The sequence below is a fragment of the Pseudomonas sp. GW823-FHT01D03 genome (assembly GCF_058798255.1).
Genome location: NZ_JBXAKK010000001.1, coordinates 2,942,672 through 2,962,518, shown reverse-complemented (window position 1 = coordinate 2,962,518; position 19,847 = coordinate 2,942,672). Strand labels below are relative to the sequence as shown.

The 19,847-nt window shown below is 60.8% G+C and carries 17 protein-coding genes; 9 read left to right on the top strand and 8 right to left on the bottom strand.

Annotated features, from left to right (window positions below; genetic code table 11):
• Window positions 1–208 precede the first annotated feature (208 nt).
• Both speB and AC1RBR_RS12820 read right to left on the bottom strand, forming a co-directional pair.
• Window positions 209–1,168, bottom strand: a complete 960-nt coding sequence (gene speB, locus AC1RBR_RS12825; protein ID WP_492564743.1) for an agmatinase — start codon at window positions 1,166–1,168, stop codon at window positions 209–211.
• Window positions 1,169–1,184: 16 nt separating this feature from the next.
• Window positions 1,185–2,276, bottom strand: a complete 1,092-nt coding sequence (locus AC1RBR_RS12820) for a polyamine ABC transporter substrate-binding protein (protein WP_492564741.1) — start codon at window positions 2,274–2,276, stop codon at window positions 1,185–1,187.
• 99 nt (window positions 2,277–2,375) lie between these two features.
• Here AC1RBR_RS12820 and AC1RBR_RS12815 point away from each other — a divergent pair, with 99 nt between their 5' ends.
• The 3 genes from AC1RBR_RS12815 to AC1RBR_RS12805 all read left to right on the top strand — a co-directional run bounded on the left by AC1RBR_RS12815 (window position 2,376) and on the right by AC1RBR_RS12805 (window position 5,548).
• Window positions 2,376–3,269 (top strand): LysR family transcriptional regulator, encoded by an 894-nt coding sequence (locus AC1RBR_RS12815; protein WP_492564739.1) that lies wholly within the window; start codon window positions 2,376–2,378, stop codon window positions 3,267–3,269.
• Between the two features lie 273 nt (window positions 3,270–3,542).
• Window positions 3,543–5,009: a nucleobase:cation symporter-2 family protein gene (locus AC1RBR_RS12810; RefSeq protein WP_480405238.1), complete on the top strand. Its 1,467-nt coding sequence runs from the start codon at window positions 3,543–3,545 to the stop codon at window positions 5,007–5,009.
• Window positions 5,010–5,074: 65 nt separating this feature from the next.
• A complete protein-coding gene (locus AC1RBR_RS12805; protein WP_166495678.1) occupies window positions 5,075–5,548 on the top strand; it encodes an LEA/WHy family protein in 474 nt (157 codons plus the stop codon).
• A gap of 114 nt (window positions 5,549–5,662) precedes the next feature.
• Here AC1RBR_RS12805 and AC1RBR_RS12800 read toward each other — a convergent pair whose 3' ends face one another.
• Window positions 5,663–6,586 (bottom strand): carbon-nitrogen hydrolase family protein, encoded by a 924-nt coding sequence (locus AC1RBR_RS12800; RefSeq protein ID WP_492564736.1) that lies wholly within the window; start codon window positions 6,584–6,586, stop codon window positions 5,663–5,665.
• Between the two features lie 84 nt (window positions 6,587–6,670).
• On the opposite strand from AC1RBR_RS12800, the gene AC1RBR_RS12795 reads away from it, so the two are divergent.
• Window positions 6,671–7,585: a LysR family transcriptional regulator gene (locus AC1RBR_RS12795; protein WP_492564734.1), complete on the top strand. Its 915-nt coding sequence runs from the start codon at window positions 6,671–6,673 to the stop codon at window positions 7,583–7,585.
• A gap of 8 nt (window positions 7,586–7,593) precedes the next feature.
• Here AC1RBR_RS12795 and AC1RBR_RS12790 read toward each other — a convergent pair whose 3' ends face one another.
• Window positions 7,594–7,848 carry a hypothetical protein gene (locus AC1RBR_RS12790; protein ID WP_003224595.1) on the bottom strand — a complete coding sequence of 85 codons (255 nt, stop codon included), beginning with the start codon at window positions 7,846–7,848 and terminating at the stop codon, window positions 7,594–7,596.
• Window positions 7,849–8,001: 153 nt separating this feature from the next.
• Between AC1RBR_RS12790 and AC1RBR_RS12785 the strand changes: the two genes are divergently transcribed.
• Complete coding sequence (locus AC1RBR_RS12785; RefSeq protein WP_007961870.1) at window positions 8,002–8,319, top strand: ElaB/YgaM/YqjD family protein; 318 nt, start codon at window positions 8,002–8,004, stop codon at window positions 8,317–8,319.
• Window positions 8,320–8,461: 142 nt separating this feature from the next.
• Here the strand turns inward: AC1RBR_RS12785 and AC1RBR_RS12780 are convergent, their stop codons facing one another.
• A complete protein-coding gene (locus AC1RBR_RS12780; protein WP_492564733.1) occupies window positions 8,462–9,502 on the bottom strand; it encodes an Ldh family oxidoreductase in 1,041 nt (346 codons plus the stop codon).
• A gap of 233 nt (window positions 9,503–9,735) precedes the next feature.
• Between AC1RBR_RS12780 and AC1RBR_RS12775 the strand changes: the two genes are divergently transcribed.
• On the top strand, window positions 9,736–14,562 hold the full coding sequence (locus AC1RBR_RS12775; protein WP_492564732.1) for a hypothetical protein: 4,827 nt from the start codon (window positions 9,736–9,738) through the stop codon (window positions 14,560–14,562).
• Between the two features lie 54 nt (window positions 14,563–14,616).
• On the opposite strand, the gene AC1RBR_RS12770 is transcribed toward AC1RBR_RS12775, so the two are convergent.
• Window positions 14,617–14,886, bottom strand: a complete 270-nt coding sequence (locus AC1RBR_RS12770) for a PepSY domain-containing protein (RefSeq protein ID WP_007961867.1) — start codon at window positions 14,884–14,886, stop codon at window positions 14,617–14,619.
• 152 nt (window positions 14,887–15,038) lie between these two features.
• On the opposite strand from AC1RBR_RS12770, the gene AC1RBR_RS12765 reads away from it, so the two are divergent.
• Window positions 15,039–16,046 (top strand): FecR family protein, encoded by a 1,008-nt coding sequence (locus tag AC1RBR_RS12765; RefSeq protein WP_492564730.1) that lies wholly within the window; start codon window positions 15,039–15,041, stop codon window positions 16,044–16,046.
• An 89-nt stretch (window positions 16,047–16,135) separates the two neighbouring features.
• Here AC1RBR_RS12765 and pvdQ read toward each other — a convergent pair whose 3' ends face one another.
• The gene (gene pvdQ / locus AC1RBR_RS12760) at window positions 16,136–18,481 is read right to left on the bottom strand and encodes a bifunctional acylase PvdQ (protein ID WP_492564728.1); all 2,346 of its coding nucleotides are present in this window, start codon (window positions 18,479–18,481) and stop codon (window positions 16,136–16,138) included.
• Between the two features lie 277 nt (window positions 18,482–18,758).
• Here pvdQ and AC1RBR_RS12755 point away from each other — a divergent pair, with 277 nt between their 5' ends.
• Window positions 18,759–19,136, top strand: coding sequence for a fe2+ zn2+ uptake regulation protein (locus AC1RBR_RS12755; protein ID WP_027612026.1), 378 nt, complete (start codon window positions 18,759–18,761; stop codon window positions 19,134–19,136).
• Window positions 19,137–19,154: 18 nt separating this feature from the next.
• Here the strand turns inward: AC1RBR_RS12755 and AC1RBR_RS12750 are convergent, their stop codons facing one another.
• Window positions 19,155–19,343, bottom strand: coding sequence for a hypothetical protein (locus AC1RBR_RS12750; RefSeq protein WP_025109975.1), 189 nt, complete (start codon window positions 19,341–19,343; stop codon window positions 19,155–19,157).
• Window positions 19,344–19,500: 157 nt separating this feature from the next.
• On the opposite strand from AC1RBR_RS12750, the gene AC1RBR_RS12745 reads away from it, so the two are divergent.
• Window positions 19,501–19,635: a hypothetical protein gene (locus AC1RBR_RS12745; protein WP_256214187.1), complete on the top strand. Its 135-nt coding sequence runs from the start codon at window positions 19,501–19,503 to the stop codon at window positions 19,633–19,635.
• The last annotated feature ends 212 nt before the right edge of the window (window positions 19,636–19,847 follow it).

Sequence of the window (19,847 nt, the reverse complement as noted above, 5' to 3'; positions counted from 1 at the left end):
TGAGCAAGCCCACTCCCACATGGGTTTTGTGGGGGGCAAAGATCGACTGTATATCTCGCGACCTCAAAACAGCGTGCAGCAACTGCCTGGAATACAACCTCCTGTGGGAGCGGGCTTGCTCGCGAAGGCGTCAAGTCAGCCAACATCATCGTTGAATGACACACCGCTTTCGTGAGCAAGCCCACTCCCACATTGGCTTTGCGGTGTTTTAAAGGTCGACTTTGTGTCGCGCGGCGTACAGGCAGAGCATTTCCATCGCCAGGGTTGCCGCTGCCAGTGACGTCACGTCCGCATGGTCATAAGCCGGCGCCACTTCCACCACGTCCATGCCGACCAGATTGATCCCGCGCAACCCGCCGAGGATTTCCAGCGCCTGCACCGTGCTCAGCCCGCCACACACCGGAGTGCCGGTGCCCGGGGCAAAGGCCGGATCGAGGCAATCGATATCAAACGTCAGGTACACCGGGTGATCGCCGACCCGTGCGCGAATCGCCTCGACAATCGCCTCGCAGCCACGCCGATGCACCTGGCGGGCATCGAGCACGGCAAAGCCCTGATGGTCGTCATTGGTGGTGCGCAACCCGATCTGCACCGAGCGCGCCGGATCCACCAGCCCTTCCCTGGCCGCGTGCCAGAACATGGTGCCGTGATCGACGCGTTTGCCGCCCTCGTCCGGCCAGGTGTCGCTGTGCGCATCGAAGTGGATCAGCGACAGCGCACCGTGTTTGCGCGCATGGGCCTTGAGCAGCGGATAGGTAATGAAGTGGTCGCCGCCAAACGTCAGCATCGCGCTGCCGGCATCAAGAATGCGCTCGGCGTGGGCCTCGATGCTTTCCGGGATGGTGTGCGGCGAGCCGTAATCGAAGTCGCAATCGCCGTAGTCGATTACCGCCAGATGATCGAACGGATCGAACGCCCACGGCCAGTGGCGTTCCCAGGCGATCCCGGTGGAGGCGGCGCGGATCCCCCGTGGCCCGAAGCGTGCGCCCGGGCGGTTGCTGGTGGCGGTGTCAAACGGAACCCCGCTGACCGCCACGTCGACGCCGCGCAGATCACGGCTGTAGCGGCGACGCATGAAACTGGTGATCCCGGCGTAGGTGCTTTCGGCACAGGTGCCGTACAGGCTGTCGCGGGTCAGGGCTTGGTCGTTGAGCATCGGCACGTCCATCGGTGTGCTCCCTTTGTTATTGATGGCTACGGAAAGTGGTCCACAGACGCGTGCGCTGACGCATGTCCTTGAGGCTCATGCTGCGGTCGGCGTACAAGCGCTCGCGCATTTCGGCGGGCGGGTAAATGTCCGGATCATTGCGCACGGCTTCGTCCACCAGCGGCGTCGCGGCCTGATTGGCGGTGGCGAAAAACAGCGTGTTGGTCAGTTCGGCGACCGACTCGGGACGCAGCATGAATTCGATGAACGTGCGCGCCGCTTGCAGGTTCGGCGCGTCCTTGGGAATGGCCAGATTGTCCTGCCAGATCAACGTGCCTTCGCGCGGAATCCGGTAGGCGACTTCGTAGGCTTTGTTGGCCTTGTGCGCCTGATCGGCAGCCATGCTCACGTCGCCGTTGTAGGTCAGCGCCAGGCACACGCTGCCATTGGCCAGATCGTTGATCTGCCGGCCGGTGGCGACGTACAACACCGACGGCTGGAGTCTCTGCAATAAGGTTTCGGCGGCGGCCAGATCACTCTTGTCGGTGCTGTAGGGATCTTTACCGAGGTAGTGCAGCGCCAGACCAATGACTTCCTGCGGCGAATCGAGCAGGGCAATTCCGCAGTCCTTGAGTTTGCTCGCGTACTCGGGCTTGAACAGCAGATCGAGACTGTTCAGCGGCGCGTCCGGCAGGCGCTTTTTCACCGCCTCGACGTTCAGCCCCAACCCGAGCGTGCCCCAGGTATAAGGCACGGCGTAGCGATTGCCGGGATCGACGCCGGCGAGTTTTTCCAGCAGATCGGGATCAAGATTGGCGTAACCCTTGAGGCCTTCGTGCGGGATTTCCTTCAGTGCACCCGCTGCCAGACCCCGGGCCAGCACGCTGGACGACGGCACCACCACGTCATAACCGCTGCCACCGGTCAGCAGTTTGGTTTCCAGCACCTCGGATGTATCGAAAGTGTCGTAGCGCACATGAATGCCAGTCTCCTGCTCGAAACGCTGCAGGGTTTGCGCAGGTACGTAATCGGCCCAGCTGTAGAGATTGAGGGTTTTGTCCTCGGCCTGTGCCTGGATGACCACGGACAACAACAGCGCGGGAAAACACACCTTGAACACGGGAGCCATGACGAACACCTGACCGGAGGAAGTGGTGGCAGGATGCGCCGTCGGATACATTGCAGAAATATCAAGTTTGTTAACCTGACTTTATCCCGGAGTAATGTAATGCTCGGTCAGCTTCACGACGTCGATTTGCAGTTGCTGCGCCTGTTTGTGCGTGTGGTGGAATGTGGCGGCTTCAGCGCGGCGCAAGGTGAACTGGGCCTGAGCCAGTCGAGTATCAGCCAGCAAATGGCCAAACTGGAAACCCGTCTCGGCTATCGCCTGTGCAGCCGGGGCAAGGGCGGTTTCAGTGTGACGCCCAAGGGTGAGCAACTGCTGATCGCGATTCGCGCACTGTTCCAGTCCATCGAGACGTTCCGGCATCAATCCAACGGCGTTGCCGGACGGTTGATCGGTGAGGTGCGGCTGGGCTTGTCCGAGGCGCTTGATCACTCGGTGCTGCTGCGAGTGGCGGAGGCGATCCGGCGCTTTCGCGAGCGCGATGAGTCGGTGCGCATCGAGTTGATCAGCGCCATGCCCGGAGAGATGGAGCGCCTGCTGCTGCAACAGCGGCTGGACCTGGCCATTGGTTATTTCTCCCAGGTGCAGAGCGCTTTCGATTACCGCGAGCTGTTCCGGGAAACCCAGCATTTGTATTGCGCGCAGGGGCATCCGCTGTTCAGCGTCGATGCGCCGGATGACGCGGCGTTGCAGGCCTGTGACCGGGTGGATCATCCGTATCGGTTCATGCGCACGGGCGAGCCGTTTCCGGACAAGCGCTTTTCCGCGCGTTCGGAGCAGGTCGAAGGCACCCTCGCCTTCATTCTTTCCGGCAAGCACGTCGATTATCTGCCCGATCACTACGCGCGGGTCTGGGAGGACAAGGGCTTGCTACGCGCGTTGCGACCTGGGGAGTTGAGTTTCGAAGTGGCGTTTCATCTGGCCCGGCATCGTGCACAGGTACCGGGGGATGCGCAGAAGGCGTTTGAGGAGGACCTGCTCAGCGCGTTTACATGACTTCTAAGCTTTTGTGGCGAGGGAGCTTGCTCCCGCTGGGGTGCGAAGCAGCCCTCTGCATTATCCAGTCAATAGTGTTTTACGACTGCTACGCAGCCGAACGGGAGCAAGCTCCCTCGCCACAACAATGTGTGGCAGGGTGCGCGGATTACCGCCAACACCAATAAAACCTGACCTTTCAGGCAATTTTTGCTCGTTGCCCTCGCCGTCCTCTTCCGGCATCCTGCGCCTCCATTTTCTGACCCGGCCCCGCCTTACGGCGCGCAAAACACCATGACCGCCTCTGAAAAAGTCCCGCGCAACAACGATCTGCTCTACGGCCTCAACGACCGTCCGCACCTCACCGCCACCGTCTTCGCCGCCCTGCAACACGTGCTGGCGAGCTTCGTCGGCATCATCACCCCGACCCTGATCATGGGCGGCGCTCTCGGCCTGCAAAGCGAAATTCCGTACCTGATCAGCATGGCGCTGTTCGTCTCGGGCTTGGGTACGTTCGTTCAAGCCAAGCGTTTCGGCCCGGTCGGTTCCGGTCTGCTGTGCCTGCAAGGCACCAGTTTTTCCTTTATCAGCGTGATTCTCAGCGCCGGGTTCATGGTCAAGGCCCGGGGCGGCGGCACCGATGAAATCCTCTCGACGATTTTCGGCGTGTGTTTTTTCGCCGCGTTCATCGAAGTGGTGCTCAGTCAGTTCATCGGCAAACTGCGGATGCTGATCACCCCGGTGGTCACCGGCACCATCATCACCCTGATGGGCCTGTCGCTGATCAAAGTGGCGATGACCGACATTGCCGGCGGTTTCGGCGCCGCTGATCTGGGCGCCGCCAGCCATGTGTTTCTGGCCGCGTTGGTGATCGGCACTATCGTTGTGCTGAACCGCGTCGACGTGCCGTTTCTGCGCCTGGGTGCGATTGTCATCGGCCTGACCCTCGGCTACGTGGTCGCCTGGCTGATGGGCACGGTGGATTTCGCCTCGATGCCCGAAGTGCCGCTGGTCAGCGTGCCGGTGCCGTTCAAGTACGGCTTCAATTTCGACTGGGTGGCGTTCGTACCGGTGGCGGTGATCTTCCTGGTTTCGCCGCTGGAAGCCGCCGGTGACCTGACCGCCAACTCGATGATCTCGCGGCAACCGGTCAAAGGCCCGCTGTACATCCGCCGGATCAAGTCCGGCCTGCTTGCCGACGGCCTCAACTCGGCGATGGCCGCGGTGTTCAACAGCATGCCGATGGTCACGTTCGCGCAGAACAACGGCGTGATCCAGTTGACTGGCGTCGCCAGCCGCTACGTGGCGTTCTTCATCGCCGGCCTGCTGGTGCTGCTGGGGCTGTTCCCGATGATCGGCGCGGTGCTGCAACTGATGCCTAAACCGGTGCTCGGCGGCGCTGAACTGGTGATGTTCGGCACCGTGGCCGTGGCCGGGATCAAGATCCTCGCCGAGGCTGGCCTGCATCGGCGCAACATGTTGATCGTGGCGATCTCCGTGGGCATGGGCCTGGGCATCGCCGCCGTGCCGGAAGTGCTGCGCGAGTTGCCGCAAGCGCTGCGTAACATCTTCGAATCGCCGATCACCGTCGGTGCGTTGTGCGCTATCGTGCTGAATATCTTCCTGCCGGAAGAATTCATTGAGCTGGAAGAAGACGATTTCGATCCGGAAGCGTCGATTCTGCAGGTCATGGAAAACCCCGATCTGCCGGCCAAAGCTGAACCTGCATCTGCAGCGGCGGTCGCACAGTTGAACCGCTGACGCTGCGCCATGAAAAAAGGGCTGAGCCGGCAACGGTTCAGCCCTTTTTCGTTGAGAGACTGTTTATGCGCCGCGCCCACGCCGTCATCCTGTCCCTGCTGCTGTTGTCCCTGAGCGCCTGCGCGCTGTTTCCTAACCGAGACCCGGTGAACATCAACGTGGTCGGCCTCGAACCGTTGCCGAGCCAGGATCTGGAAGTGCGTTTCGCGATCAAGTTGCGGGTGCAGAACCCCAATGAGACGGCCATCGATTACAACGGCATCGCCCTGGATCTGGAGGTCAATGGCCGTCCACTGGCCTCGGGCGTCAGCGATCAGGTCGGCTCGATCCCGCGCTTTTCGGAAACCGTGGTCAGCGTGCCGGTCAGCGTGTCCGCGTTCTCGGTGTTACGCCAGACCCTTGGCCTGAGCCAGACTCAAACCCTCGACAACCTGCCTTACGTGCTGCGCGGCAAACTCGCGGGCGGGGTATTCGGCACCATGCGTTTTGTCGACAGCGGCAAGCTGAGTTTGCCAAAGGCCACCGCCGCGACCTGGTAACCCACTTAACTGTAGGAGTGAGCCTGCTCGCGATAGCATCGTGTCAGTCAATAAAGGTATTGGCTGATCTGGCGCTATCGCGAGCAGGCTCACTCCTACAGGTCGGTGCGCGAGTTATGCGGTGAAGCGCACGCCGGGTTTGGCGCGCTCATCAACCGACAGCTCAAACACATCCGGCCGCGCATAGTGGCCAACCACATCATAGTCGTACCGCGCCCGCACCAGCTCATCAGTATCGATCTCAGCCGTCAGCAACCCGGCCTCGCCGCGCAACGGCCCGGCCAGCACATCGCCCATAGGCCCTACAATCACACTGCCGCCGGCAATCAGCGGACGATCCGCCGGCCAGTTGGCAATTTCCACGCCCAGCTCGTTCGGCGAGGCCTGTACCTGACAGGCGCTGACCACAAAGCAACGGCCCTCGTGGGCGATGTGACGCATGCTGACCTGCCACATCTCGCGCTCGTCCACGGTCGGCGCGCACCAGACTTCAATGCCCTTGGCGTACATCGCCGTGCGCAGCAGCGGCATCATGTTTTCCCAGCACACCACCGCACCAAGTTTGCCGACCCGTGTGTCGAGCACCGGCAGCGTCGAGCCATCACCCTTGCCCCAGATCAGCCGTTCGGTGCCGGTCGGCATCAGCTTGCGATGCTTGGCCACCAGCCCCGCCTGCGGATCGAAATACAGCGCCGTGCAATACAACGTGCTGCCGGCACGCTCGATCACGCCGATCACCAGATTGGCCCCGGTGCGCGCCGACAAACCGGCCAGTGCCTCGGTTTCTGCCCCCGGCACGTCAATGGCGTTGGCGAAGTAGCGGGCGTAGGCCTCACGCCCCTCGGGCAAGCGATAGCCCAACTGCGTGCCGAAGCCCTCGCCTTTCGGATAACCGCCAAGCAACGCTTCAGGCATCACCACCAGTGCCGCGCCGGACTCGCTGATCGCGTCTTCCCAACTGAGGATCTGTTCCAGGGTTTCACCCTTGCCACCGGGCAAGGCGCCGATCTGCAGGGCGGCGACGATTGATTTGGGCATTGCGGTCACTCCATCGGGTTCAAGTGTTGCCGATTCTGCGGCGGCGCGGGATCATGAATAAAGACCGACTCACTGCTGAATGATATGAGCCAAATGAATATCGCAACCGTCGACCTCAACCTGCTGAAAGTCTTCGAAGCCCTGCATGAGGAGTCCAGCGCCAGCCGTGCGGCGCTGCGTCTGGGCGTGACGCAATCGGCGGTCAGCGCAGCATTGCGTCGATTGCGTGAGATGTATGGCGATCAATTGTTCGTACGCACCGGTCGCGGATTGGCGCCGACACTCAAGGCCAATCAACTGAAACCGGTGGTCAGTGAAGCGCTGAACAAATGTCGGCAGAGCCTGGCGATGGTCGATCCGGCGGCCCACCACTACGACGGCCGATCGGTCACCGTGGGCCTGTCGGATGATTTTGAAATTGCCTATGGCCGGCGCCTGATCGATGCCATTGCTCGCAGCGCGCCCAAACTGCGGCTGATCTTCCGTCAGACCCACAGCCAGATCGTCGCCCGCGCGCTGATGGAGCGCAGCATCGACCTGGCGATCACCGCCGGTGGATTCGCCGAGCGTCTGCTCAGCCGTCAGGTGTTGGGTGAAGGGGATTATGCGTGTCTGGTCGATCCGGGCAGTCTGGCGCCCGGCCAACAGCGCATCGATTTGCCGGAGTTCGTCGCCCGCGAGCACATTCTGGTGTCCTCGGGCGGCTTTATCGGCATCACCGATGAAGGCCTCGCGGCGCTGGGCCTGAGCCGGCGGGTCTGCGCCTCGACCACGCACTTTGCCGCGCTGCCACATCTGCTCAAGGGCAGCGGCGCGGTAGCAACCATCCCGACCCATGCCGCTCAGGCCATTGCCGAGCTCAGCGGACTGGTGCTGCTGCCCTGCCCGCTGGCGTTGCCGCGTTACCCGATCGAAATGGGCTGGCGCACCAGCACGCAGATCGATCCGGTGGTGATCAAGGTGCGTGAGGCAATCGTCGGGTGTTTCAACGCGGACTGAGGCGGGTGTTACTTGTTGGCGGCCATCAGTCGATTGACTTCACTGCGCACCATGTTGGCGAATTCCGGCGGGGACATGCCATCCAGCTCGGCGCGCACCCACTCGGCCCATTTGCCCTTGCGCTTGGAGCGTTCGCCGAACAATCGCGCGGCTTCGCCTTTGGCTTTGCCCAAATTGTTCTGCCAGAGTTCGAACAGACGGGATTTCTCGTCTTCCAGCGCAGCGCGCTCGGCGAGGGATTTGTCGGCCAGATTGAAACTCATGGGGAAATACCTGCTGCGTAAAATGGCGACATCTTACACGCTCGGCGGAAATCTCCCGCGCAGGTTTTTCTTTCGCACCTAAAATCAGTGCAACTTTTCAGTCAGCGCCACACTCCATTGATCACTGTTCATCCATCTGCAAGGAGTCACCCAATGGCCCGCAAATCCCGCGTGCAAGCCGTCGAAGACCAAATCAAGGATCAGGCCTTCAGCGAACTTCAGGCTTTGATCGAAGAGTCCGACAAACTGCTCAAGAGCAGCGCCTCACTGGTGGGCGAAGAAGCCGAGACCCTGCGCGGACAAATCGCCCTGAAACTGCAACAGGCACTGGATTCGGTGTCGAGCGTGCGTGAGCGCACCAAACCTGCGGTCGAGGCCACCGAGAGCTACATTGGCGGCCACCCGTGGCAGACCGTGGCGATTTCCGCCGGTTTCGGTCTGGTGGTGGGCCTGCTGCTCGGTCGTCGTTGATCGACGTCTGACAAAAAACCTGTGGCGAGGGAGCTTGCTCCCGCTGGACTGCGCAGCAGTCCCCCTGTTCTTAAATAGACAAGGGGGCCCGCTTTGCAACCCGGCGGGAGCAAGCTCCCTCGCCACATTGGCTATCTGCCAATTATTCCCCGGCCAATTCGCGCAACTGCGCCAGCGTCTGCTCATCCAGCACGACCCCCTCGGCCAGCGATCTGGCCCGCTGCAAATGCCGACGATCACCCGGCAAGCGCTTCAGCCCCACCCCATGCATCTGCCGCACCAGCTCTTCGCTGCGTTCGGCAAAGCTCTGCCCGGCGGACTTGCTCGGGTCGATGACAATCAGCAGTTGTCCGGTCCACGGGGTCTTGGCCCCGGGATGGTTCGACCAGTCGAACTCGAAGGAAAAATTGCCCCCGGTTAACGCCGCCGCCAGCAGCTCGACCATCATCGACAACGCCGAACCTTTGTGGCCGCCGAATGGCAACAGTGCGCCGCCCTCAAGAATGGCCTTCGGATCCTGCGTCGCCTGCCCGAGACCGTCCACGCCCATTCCGGCAGGCAGCCGTTCGCCCTTGCGCGCCGCAATCTGCACGTCGCCATGAGCAATGGCGCTGGTCGCCAGATCAAAGACAATCGGCGCGCCACCCGTCCGGGGCGCGGCAAAGGCAATCGGGTTGGTGCCGAACAGCGGCCTGTCGGCACCATGCGGCACCACGCAGGTCATGCTGTTGACCACGCTGAGCGCTACCAGCCCTTCTTCGGCAAACGGCTCGACGTCCGGCCATAGCGCCGCAAAGTGATGGGAGTTGCGAATCGCCAATACGGCGATCCCGGCGTTGCGCGCCTTTTCCACCAGCAGCGGCCGAGCAGCGGCCAGTGCGGGCTGGGCGAAACCGTTGCCGGCATCGACTCGCACAAAACCGGAGGCTACGTCCTCGACTTGCGGCACAGCCTGTCCATTGACCCAACCGCTATTGAGTGTCGAGACATAACCGGGGATACGGAACACACCATGACTGTGCGCACCGTCACGTTCAGCGCCGGCGCAGTTGGCAGCCAGGGTTCGGGCGACGGACGCCGACGTACCGTGACGCAGGAAAACCTTTTCAAGCAGTTGCGTCAGCGCTTCGAGCGGGAGTGTGGACGCAACGGGGGAAGACACGCAATCGTGTGGCGCAGACATCTGAAGCTCCAGACTAATTATTGGAGGGAACAACAGCGTAAGAATACCTTGCCCAGCGATTAACCACGTCAGACATGGGTGCTGTCAACCGTTGCGGTGTCTGCCTGTCGCAGCAAGCACATTGCGTTGCCGCTGGTGCGGTAACTATGTACCACCTCTGCTATCGATCCGGTCTTTAGTCTCGTGTCTCAATTTACCGGTGCACCGGACGGTGCCCTGAACGAGACCCGATGATGCCTGCTCCCACTCCTCCCCTGCTGTTCCAGCCCATCCTCAACTCCCCCGGATCGTGGCGCGAACTCGGCAATGTCCATCACTTGTCCGGCGCTGACTTCCAATGGCTGAGTCACGTGCAACTGGCGACCCACGCACTGCGCAGTCAGCAGACCCCGCCCATGCTTGCCCAGCGCATCCTGCTCAATACCGCTGGTGCGCCAGCGGTGCCTCTGGCCGGCAGTTTCATACTCAGTGCCACCCCGGATGATCACGGCATCCTGTTGTACACGCCTTTCGCCGGGCTGAAAAAACATGCCAGCCTCACCGCCCTGACCGCGCACCTGGAACAGCATCTGAACAGCGCCAGCGAGGACGACCGGCTGCTGGCGTTCCTCGCCCTTTCCCAACGCAAACGACTGGCAGAACAGCACGGTATCAGCGTGACCTACCAGCTTGTCGAGGGCGATATCTTCGAGGATCAACGCGTCGCCATCGAGGACTGCCAACAGCTCAACGCGCAGGCCATGCTTGATGAATTGATGCAACTGCCCGAACTTGGCAGCCTGCTCCAGACCATCGTCGACGCACTACTGACGCCAACGATGCGCGGCGTCGACCAGACACGCACGCGCGTGAACCTGTACGCGACCACGACTGCCACCGGCCCGGCATCGACCGACCTTGCTTCACGGCGCGGGGTTGAAGCGCCGTCACTTGGCGATGCGTTGCTGTTGCACTATCGCCACTCCGGATGGGCGGTTGGCCAGACTCATGAGTTTTCGCACCCCGACCGGACTTTCCTGGCCAGTGACCAGCAACACTGGGAGACAGCCATCACCACGGCTTCAGGCAAACTGCTGGTGTTGCTGTACCAGCAAATGGAGCGCTACTGGAATGGCCCCAGTGCTGACGGGGCCTCGCGGCGCGACGTATTGGCGCAGATCATTCGGCAGCAGGCGCTGGCAGACTTTTTGCTCAAACGCGAGGCCGGCATCATCGATCAGCGCCAATTCGACAGCCTGCTGACGTCGCTGGGGTTCAGTGAAAGTCCGGCACGCCGCGCGGCCGTGGAAACCGTGCGGCTATGGGAGCACCAGGCAAACTTCGTGGAGCTGGCCGGCGCGCTGATGATCAGCCATTCCGACAGTTGCCTGTATACCCCGACGCACGGCTTGCAGGTACTCAGGGACTACGAAGATCTCAAATCCATGCTGCTCGGCAAGTTCGCCAGCCCCGGGCACGAAGACGAACTCTATGGTCTGCTGAGTCTCGACGAGCGCCAGCGCTTCCTCGGTTTCGACCGACCACAGGTTTCCGGCAAATCGATTGCCGGAGACGTGTTCAGCGTACTGCTCGAATTGATCATCACCAAGCAACGACAGAACATCGACTATGCCTTGCAGTTGTACCGGCATAGCGACGGCGTGGTGGATATCCGCGCACTGTTCGACAAGGCCCTGGACATCCGCTCGATGCTCCACGAGCGCCTTGTCACCCTGGATGCTCGCGGGCGCTGGAGCACCCGGCCGATGCTCACCGGCAACCCATTGCCTTCAAGGGTGCTGGCGGACACCGCCGCAGCCGAAGTGCGCAAGTTCGCCAGCATCATGCCAACCATCGCCGCAGACTTCGCCGCCCAGCCGTTGACCGTCACAGCGCTGCAGCGTAGCTACCTGCAAGGTATCGCAGCGAAGCTGGCGCACGCCCTGTCTGTCGGCATCAATGGCGAAGCACGGTTGAGAGTCCTGGGCGGAACGCTAAGCCGTCATGCGCAAACCCTGGTCGACACCGTGTTCAATCCGGATCACCCGGATCGCAGCCGCCGCAAGGCACTCAACGGGATTCGGCCGGATGCCTGGTCATTGACGTTACAGGTCGCCGGTGAGAGCGAAGTGCTGCCGTTGGCCAACTGCGTCCTGCTCACGGAGCGCGGTGGCCTCGATACGCAGCACTCCGGACGCGCGATCTTGTGGACACCGGCTCTGGGCCTGGAAGTTTTCCGCTCGATCGAGCAAGCCAGGCAGGTTCTGAGCCAGCGGCTGCTGGACCCGCAAAAACGCCTGATGCTGCTGGAAAACCTTTCACCCCTGAACCAGAGGTTCCATCAACACTACACGCTGGGACGGTTACAGCTGATCAGCGGCAATGTCCTGCAGGATCGCACCGAATCAGCAATCGAACACTTCCTCCAGCGCTGTGAACAGGTGCGGGGCCGCCAATGGCCAAAGCCACGGGAACATCAGATCCTCAAGATGTTGAGTGGGCAAGTCGTGGAAACCAACCTGCAACGCGCCACCGCTCTGGCGCAGGCCCTCGCTAAACAGCATTCACTGCCTGCCTGGCTGGGAATGGCTAGGCTTGACGATCAGCAGTTGCATCTGGAACTGCTGGAACAGTGGCGGCACAGCGTCATCGACGACGAGGATTATCTCCACGCGCTGCCAACCTTGCGTGATTACATCCGGCAGACCCTCAAGACGCTGCTGAGCACCCGCTTGCACAGGCAGGATCTCGATCCCGAACAAATCACCGTCACCCCGGCGCTGAGCCTGATAGGGTCTGCGATGAGCCTGACCGATTTCGCCTTGAACCATGCGCATATTGCCCAGGACACTGCATTCACCCTAAGTTCGCGCACCGACCGGGCGCTGCCGACCGGACTCGACCAGCAAGCGGTCCGAAGCCTGCTGCTGTCCTTGAACGTTGCGACAACATTTGCCGATAAAATCACCACGGTGTTGTCCGCGAATGACGTCGATGCCGAGCAACGCAAGCTGCGTTTCGTCCAGCAACTACCCTGGCAACTGCTGCAGCATGCCCATCAGCTACAACTGCAACAACGCTTGTCGCCGAAGGCCTTCGGCTTGATTTCACAGGTGCTCGACATGCCCGATGCCGTCGCTCGCGCGACCGTGCAAGGGGCAGATGCGATTGTCCGTCCGTTGGCGCTGATCAAGACCGCCGGGGCATCAGCGATCGAGGCGCTGGGGCTGTACTTGATCGGCCCTGCGGAAAAACCCGGCCCGCAGGTGCTGTATGCGCCCTACCATGGAGAACACGCATTCAGTGAGTTCGAGGACGAGGCGGCAGTGATCGCCGCGCTGAATACGCCGGGCTCACTGCAGGATTTGCTGCTGCGCCGCTTGCCGGAAAGTCAACGTTCGATCTTCAGCGCGTTGTTCAAGGCGAGCAGCGGCCAGACGAGCGAGATGACCCTGGCAACCACTCCGGTCGACGGCAACTTGCTGCTGCAGTTGTTCGACGACAATCTGGCGTTGTTGCCGCACTTGCTGAGCAGCCATTCGCTGCCATCGGCGCAGGCGGATTGGGACGCCGCGAAGCACCTGTTCAGTTCCGGCATCCAACAGATCCGGGGCCTGCTGCCGGGCAAACTCGCCTATGTGCAGTTTCTTTGGCAAAGCTTCAAAGACTTCATGGGTTCGGCCGAAGCGTTGCAGGACCACCACTGGAAACGTGCGCTGGAAACCTTTATCGCCGGCGCAGCGGAGATGATCAGTCTCGGGCGGCTGGCACTGGAATCGCGTCTGGAATCTCAAGCCGTGGCAGCGCCGCAATCACCGCAGCCAACCACATTGAGCGCTCCCGTCCTTGCGCAGACAAAGCCGACCGATCCGCTGCGCACCTCGCTGCAGTCATTCGAGACTCCAACAGTCGCCCTGAAGGATCTGACTCACAATGCTGCCGAGGGCACGTATCAGGATCTGAAAACCAAAGCGAGTTACGCCCCTATCGCCGGCAAAGTCTATCCCGTGGAGCGGCCGGGAGCCGTCTGGCAAATCAAGGGCGCCGAGCAGCCAGGCCCGGTGCTGCAACACACCGCTTCCCGGCAACTGGTGCTGGATCCGGATCGCCACACCGTGCATTTCGGCAAGGCCATGTCGACGATGTTCAACCATTACGCCACCGATCGCCAGGCGCGGTACATGCTGAATATCGAAGCGCAAGGCATGGAGGAAATCCGCGCCCGCCATCCGGAAAAAGCCCGCATGCTGATCGAGGCGATTGATCTGGCCCGGCATTACGCGTTCAACAGCCTGCACAATCTTGCCCAACTGAGAAACTATGTACCGGGCACCCGCCTCGATACTTTTCTCAAGTCTTTTTTTGGTGTGCAACGGATTGATGCCGACATTCTCGACAAATTGAAGCAGGCGATCGTGCCGATCTGTGATGCACTGGTCGATCCAACAGAAGACCTGTTGAACACCAGTCGCTTTGTGGTCGGCTCGAACAGACACAGCAGCTCGGGTGTAATCGCCTTTGTACTGGGTGGCGATTTACTCAAGAAAGTCCATTTCACCGAAAAGTTCTTCAATCAAGGGCTGGATTGGTACAACACGGGCCTGACCGAACCGTTCAATGTTGACGGGCATGCGCGGGCAGCGACGCTGATCCACGAGTTTTCCCATCAGTTCAGCAAGACCGTCGACATTGCCTCCCTGGAAGCGCGGCGCCCGTTTGCTGATCTGATTGCTACGGTGACCGGTTACGGAGCGGCCCGCAAACAGGTACAGACACGATTTCAGCGCGAAGCACTGTCACTGTCCACGCGCCGTGAAGAGCTGTTTTCGCGCTGGAGCGACAACCTTCAGGAGTGGCTCGATATCGACGAGTTTGAGGGCATGGAACATGTGCGCAGGGAAGTTCTCAAGACCACGGGGACGAGGAATCTTGAGGACGCGCGAACGGCGTTTCTCAGCCCGACCAACCCGCATCCACGCATCGACACGATATTGCGCAACGCCGATTCGATCGCCTTCCTGATCTGCGAAATGGGCCGTCAGCTCGACCCGGTAACCCAACCTCACGGAGGGCTCAACTGAGGCAAAAAAAATGCGCAGGCGGTTGGCCTGCGCATTGTTTATCGCTGGGTGAACTCAGTCTTTCTGGTCACGCAATACATTGCCCGAAGCGCCGTCGATGCGGAATTCATACACCGAACCGTCGGCTTTGCGGCCCTCGCCTTTCCAGTAGCCGTCATTGTCGGCCTCGATTTCATAGACTTCGACGTAACCGGCCTTGGTTTTCACGATCTCGATAGCCTTTTCGATGGTGACCCAGCCCGCACCGGGACGATCAGCCATGGCGGCACCGGCGCTGAACAAGGCGGCAGTGGCGATTGCAGCGGCTAAGGTTTTTTTGATCATTTTTTCACTCCATTTGTGGATGATGTACGTCAGACGTCCTGAATTTTGGCGTCACACGGAAAAATAAGTTCCACTTTGATGGGCAATTGCCATGACGGATGTTCTCGGCACCCGGCTCTCAAGGTTAGAATGCAGCAAATCAGGACGAGTCAATGACCCAAGAATCCCTCTCGGAAGCCGAATACGATGCGATCACCGATGCCGCCGCGCACTGGTGCATGCGTCTGCACGCCGTAGACTGCTCTGTCGAGGAGCGTCTGGCTTTCGAGCAATGGCGCGATGCTCATCCGCTGCATGCGTTCGAATATGAAGCCATGCTGGAGATCTGGGACGTTGCCGAACATCTGCCGCGTCCGCCGCTGCCACCAACGCTCACTGTGCCGCTGACCAATGCGGTGCCCGCCTGGCGGCGCTATGCAATCGCCGCAAGCGTCTGCGCCCTGGCTTTGCCACTGGCGGCGTACAGTGGCTGGAACTTGGGCTGGTTGCCCAACAGCTATCAGCATTTCGAAGCCACCGACAATGTCCGTCAAGTCACCTTGAAGGACGGCAGTCAGGTCGAGCTCAACCTCAACACCGAGCTGACCTTCAGCAATTACAAGGACGAGCGGCGGGTCAGCCTGAAAAAGGGTGAAGCGTTTTTCGAAGTCAGCCATGACCTCTCCCACCCGTTCGTGGTCAGGGCCGGCGAAGGCAAGATCCGCGTGACCGGCACCCGCTTCAATGTCTGGCTCTACGAAGATCAGGTGCGGGTCAATCTGATCGAAGGCTCGGTGCTGGTGACCAGTAACGCTGCCCTGCCCGGCGACGGTCTGCGCCTGGGGCCGGCCATGCAGGCGCAGTACCGGCATGGCGACTACACGCCACAGATCAGCCAGACCTACGCCAACAATAACGCCCTGGCCTGGCGCAGCGGCAAACTGGTGCTCGACAACCTGGCACTGAACGAAGCCTTGCCGCTGATCAATCGCTACCTGAGCAAACCGCTGAAACTGGCCGACGCCAGTACCGGCGCAATCCGCGTCGGCGGCGTCTACAACATCAAAGAACTCGGCGGCCTCGTCAACACCCTGCCCAAGGTATTGCCGGTTTACCTGACGCGTAACACCGACGGTGATCCGGTGATCAACTCGATGCCGCGGCAGCCGCCAAAAACCTGAAACCGGTTCCCGTCGGCCATGGCTGACTCAAGGCATTAAAAAAGCCGCTGTTCCTGTCAAGGAGCAGCGGCTTTTTCGTTCAGGACAACTTACTGCGCAGCCACTCCGGCAGTCTTGCCCGCCACCTCGCGAACCGTTTGCACCTGATATTGCGGATCGGCAGCGATCTGCTGCTCAGTGAAAGGCAACACGCTCCACTGCTTTTTCGAAAACGCCTCGGTCTGATCCCGGGAGTATTTCGACTCGGGGTCGCTCGACAGCGAAAACGCCAGCAGCCCTTGAGCGTGCGGGCCCTTGTCGTCGAAGGTCACCACTTGCAGATAGCTGGTGCCGCTGACCACTTCGAGTTTGCCATCTTCACGCGGCACGCTCTGGATCGCGTTGTAGATCCCCAGCGTTCCCGGCCCGCCGTGAATCGCGGTTTGTCGAGCGCCGCTGCTCACCACCTGGATATCGCCCCAGCGGGTGTCGGGTTTCAGGCCCATTTTCTGCGCGGTGGCGGCCGACGCCAGCAGCGCTTCACGCAGGGCCTTGCTCACCGCCGGTTGCTCGATCGCCAGACCGCGTGGCGTGTGTTGCGGGTCTTTTGGATCGAACGGCACGCGCCAGACATCCGGCGACGCTTGCAGCGCCTGCATGATGTTCTGGAAATGCACCAGACCAATGCCCGAATCCAGATTCGCCCGGCCATCCCAACCCTTGAGACTGGCGCAAACCGGCTTCAACGCGGCCGCGTCCGCACCCAGATCCGCGGCGCAAAACTTTAGCAAATCAGGCAGCACCTGAGTCGCCAGATAAACGTTGTCGTCCATCACCATCTGTTGCAGATCCTTCACCGCCAACGAACCTTTTTTGCCCAGAGCACTCAGGCGCTCCAGCGCAAATCGCGCACGCAGGCCCAGCGGCTGGCCGTCCTGACTGATCAGCGGTGAGAATCCGGTCAACGGTTGTGCCGGGTTCGCCAGCCACGCGGAATCGTTGGAGTGCTGGACGAAATCCTTGCGCAACAGTTGCGGCAGCTGGCTGGCAGCATAGATGCCCTTCTGCGCAGCTTGCGGATCGATATCCCAGGCGCACGCGCTGTTGGAACCGTCGAGCACGATCATCTGCAAGCCGATGCGCGGGTCGCTGCATTTGGCCAGTTTGTCGGCGCTGACGTTCGGCACCACCGACAGGTTCATGTACAGCGTCTGCCCCTGGTCATCCACGGCCAGGGTGTTGACCCAGGGGATGCCCTGAATCTTGTGCACCGAATCCTGCAGATCCTTGAGGCTCGACGCCTGGTTCATCGCGTACCACTGCGTCAGCACGCGATCATTGTCCAGGTTGGCGTCGCGCAGGCTGTAGGCGTACTGATGATCCCAGTCGAGCTTGCCCGGCCATTGCACGATCGGGCCGAACTGCGAGCTGTAGACATCGCGCGAAACCGGCACCACCTGGCCGTCCGCCTGTTTGACCTGCACGGTGACCGTCTGCTTGTTCAGCGGCAGGGACTTGCCGTCGAGCATGTAGCGGGTCGGGTCTTTCGGGTCGAGTTGCAGACGATACAGGGTGAAGTGTTTGGATGAATCCACGGTGTGGGTCCACGCCAGATGCTGATTGAAACCGATGTTGATCATCGGCAACCCCGGCAAGGCAGCGCCCATGACGTCGAGTTTGCCCGGAATGGTCAGGTGCATCTGGTAAAAGCGCATGCCGCCCACCCACGGGAAATGCGGGTTGGCCAGCAGCATGCCGCGCCCGTTGAACGAGCGCTCGCTGCCCACCGCCACGGCGTTACTACCGCGATCCAGAGCGAAGCGCTGCAGGCGCGCGTCCGCCAATTGATAGGCCTGGGCATTGCTGCCGAGCTGCGCCGTGGCCTGCGGCGGCGTCGCGCCAGCCAGCGCCTCGGCGAACTGCCCGACACCGCCCTCGACCAGCAGGCGCCGAGTGAGTTTCACCAGATCTTCGGCGCTGATATCACGCACCCACTCACCCTGACACTGTTGCGGCAGACCCTGCTGGCGGCGCTCGGCGAGATAGCGGTTGTAGCCCGCGGCATAACCTTCCACCAGGTCGTGCACCTGCGCCGGTTGTGCGTCCCAGAAGGCTTTCACCGCTGCGGGAGTGTTGAGCCAGGTGAAGAACAGGTCGCTGACGCGATTCTCGCGTTGTTCGACGGTGAACTGCTCCGGCCCGAAATAACGCGAGCGCTGGCCGTTGACCGTGACGATCTCGTTAGCCAGCAGGCACAGGTTGTCCTGCGCATAGGCGTAACCGATGCCGAAACCCAGTCCGCGTTCATTTTCCGCACGGATGTGCGGCACACCAAAGGAGGTGCGGCGGATATCGGCACTGGCTTGTGCAGCGGGACTGAAGGCATGGGCGGACAGACTGAGTCCGAGAAACGCACCGGCGAGGGCCAGTCCGGTTAACTGTCGGGAAATAATCACACTCGCTCCTGAACGACAAGACAAGGATCGGCGCTTGCGCCGGATCCGCTCTGAAATTGATTCATGCGCCTGGGCGCAAGACGGCTGTTCAGGAAACGAATGCGAGAAAAAAAATTTAGCCCGATTGACGGGGGTGCAATCCACTGATTACGGGAAAACAACGAATAACCGACAAAATTTCTACATATTTCCTTTCATGATTTGTCGTGCTGAAACGTCTTGTTTACTGAGAGCAGTCAAAACGTTTCCTGATCGGGCTCTGAAAAGGAGTAATCCCATGTACAACTCGCAACTACCAATGGACGGTAGCCAGGCGTCACAAGGAGCTTCCATGAGTTCCCGCGCGAGCAGCTTCGCCCCCAGCCCCGAGCGCCAGGGCAATGAGCGGATTCGTCTGTTGCTGAAAAGCTTCGGCCTGCGCACCAGCCTGATTCGTCTGAAAGTCATCGACGCCCTGCTGGTCGCCGCACAAAGCGATCGACGCCTGGGCGTGCGCGGCGTGCACAGCCAACTGCTGGACCTGGATATTCCGTTGTCCTTTCTCAGCGTGCGCGAAGTGTTGAAGCGTCTATGCGCCGAAGGGGTGGTCACCTTCAACCCGGACAAGAGTTACAGCCTGCATCCACAGGCTGCTGCAGTGCTCAATCACGATTGAAGCGTCCCGCGATCGCCGTCAGGGTTTGACCTTGCGGCGCATCACCCCGTTGATCACCACCACGACCACCGCCACACCGATGGCGATGTACTGGAACATTTTCTCACTGATCATCCCGGCATTTTGCAGCCAGGACAGGCCGAGCATGATCGCCAGCACCGACAGGGCGATCAGTATCGAGTATTTCAAACGTTGCTTCTGAGTCATCGCGGGTTCCTGAACCTTTCAAATGTATCCGGTCTGTATCCGGTTGCATGCCATGCACATACCGTGTTGCGGGGATGGACCTGGCCGAACGCGGTCTCATGTTACAGCCGATGAAGAGTTTTGGCTTCATGACGGCGTAACCATGAGGATTTCTGAAATGTTCCGTCGAATCACCTGGCTGATTCCCCTCCTTGCCGTACTGACCTTGAGCGGCTGCATCATTTTCCCCCACGGCGGCTGGCATGACGGCCACCATCGTTATCAGGAAGGCCCCGGTTATTACCATCGATAGAACAGGGTCGTTCGCCCGCCGGTACGCCTGAAATACCGGTCGGGATACCTCACCAGCCTTTTCAATGCCAACCATGCCCGCCCGCCAGCGGGCATTTTTGTTGGCGCGCCTGTGCTCGCAAACGCCTTGTCGATCGGCCTGCGGGGGAAAGTAAATACGCTGTAAGTATTTGAAATTTCATGTCGCAGCAAAGGATTGGCTGCCGCGACAAC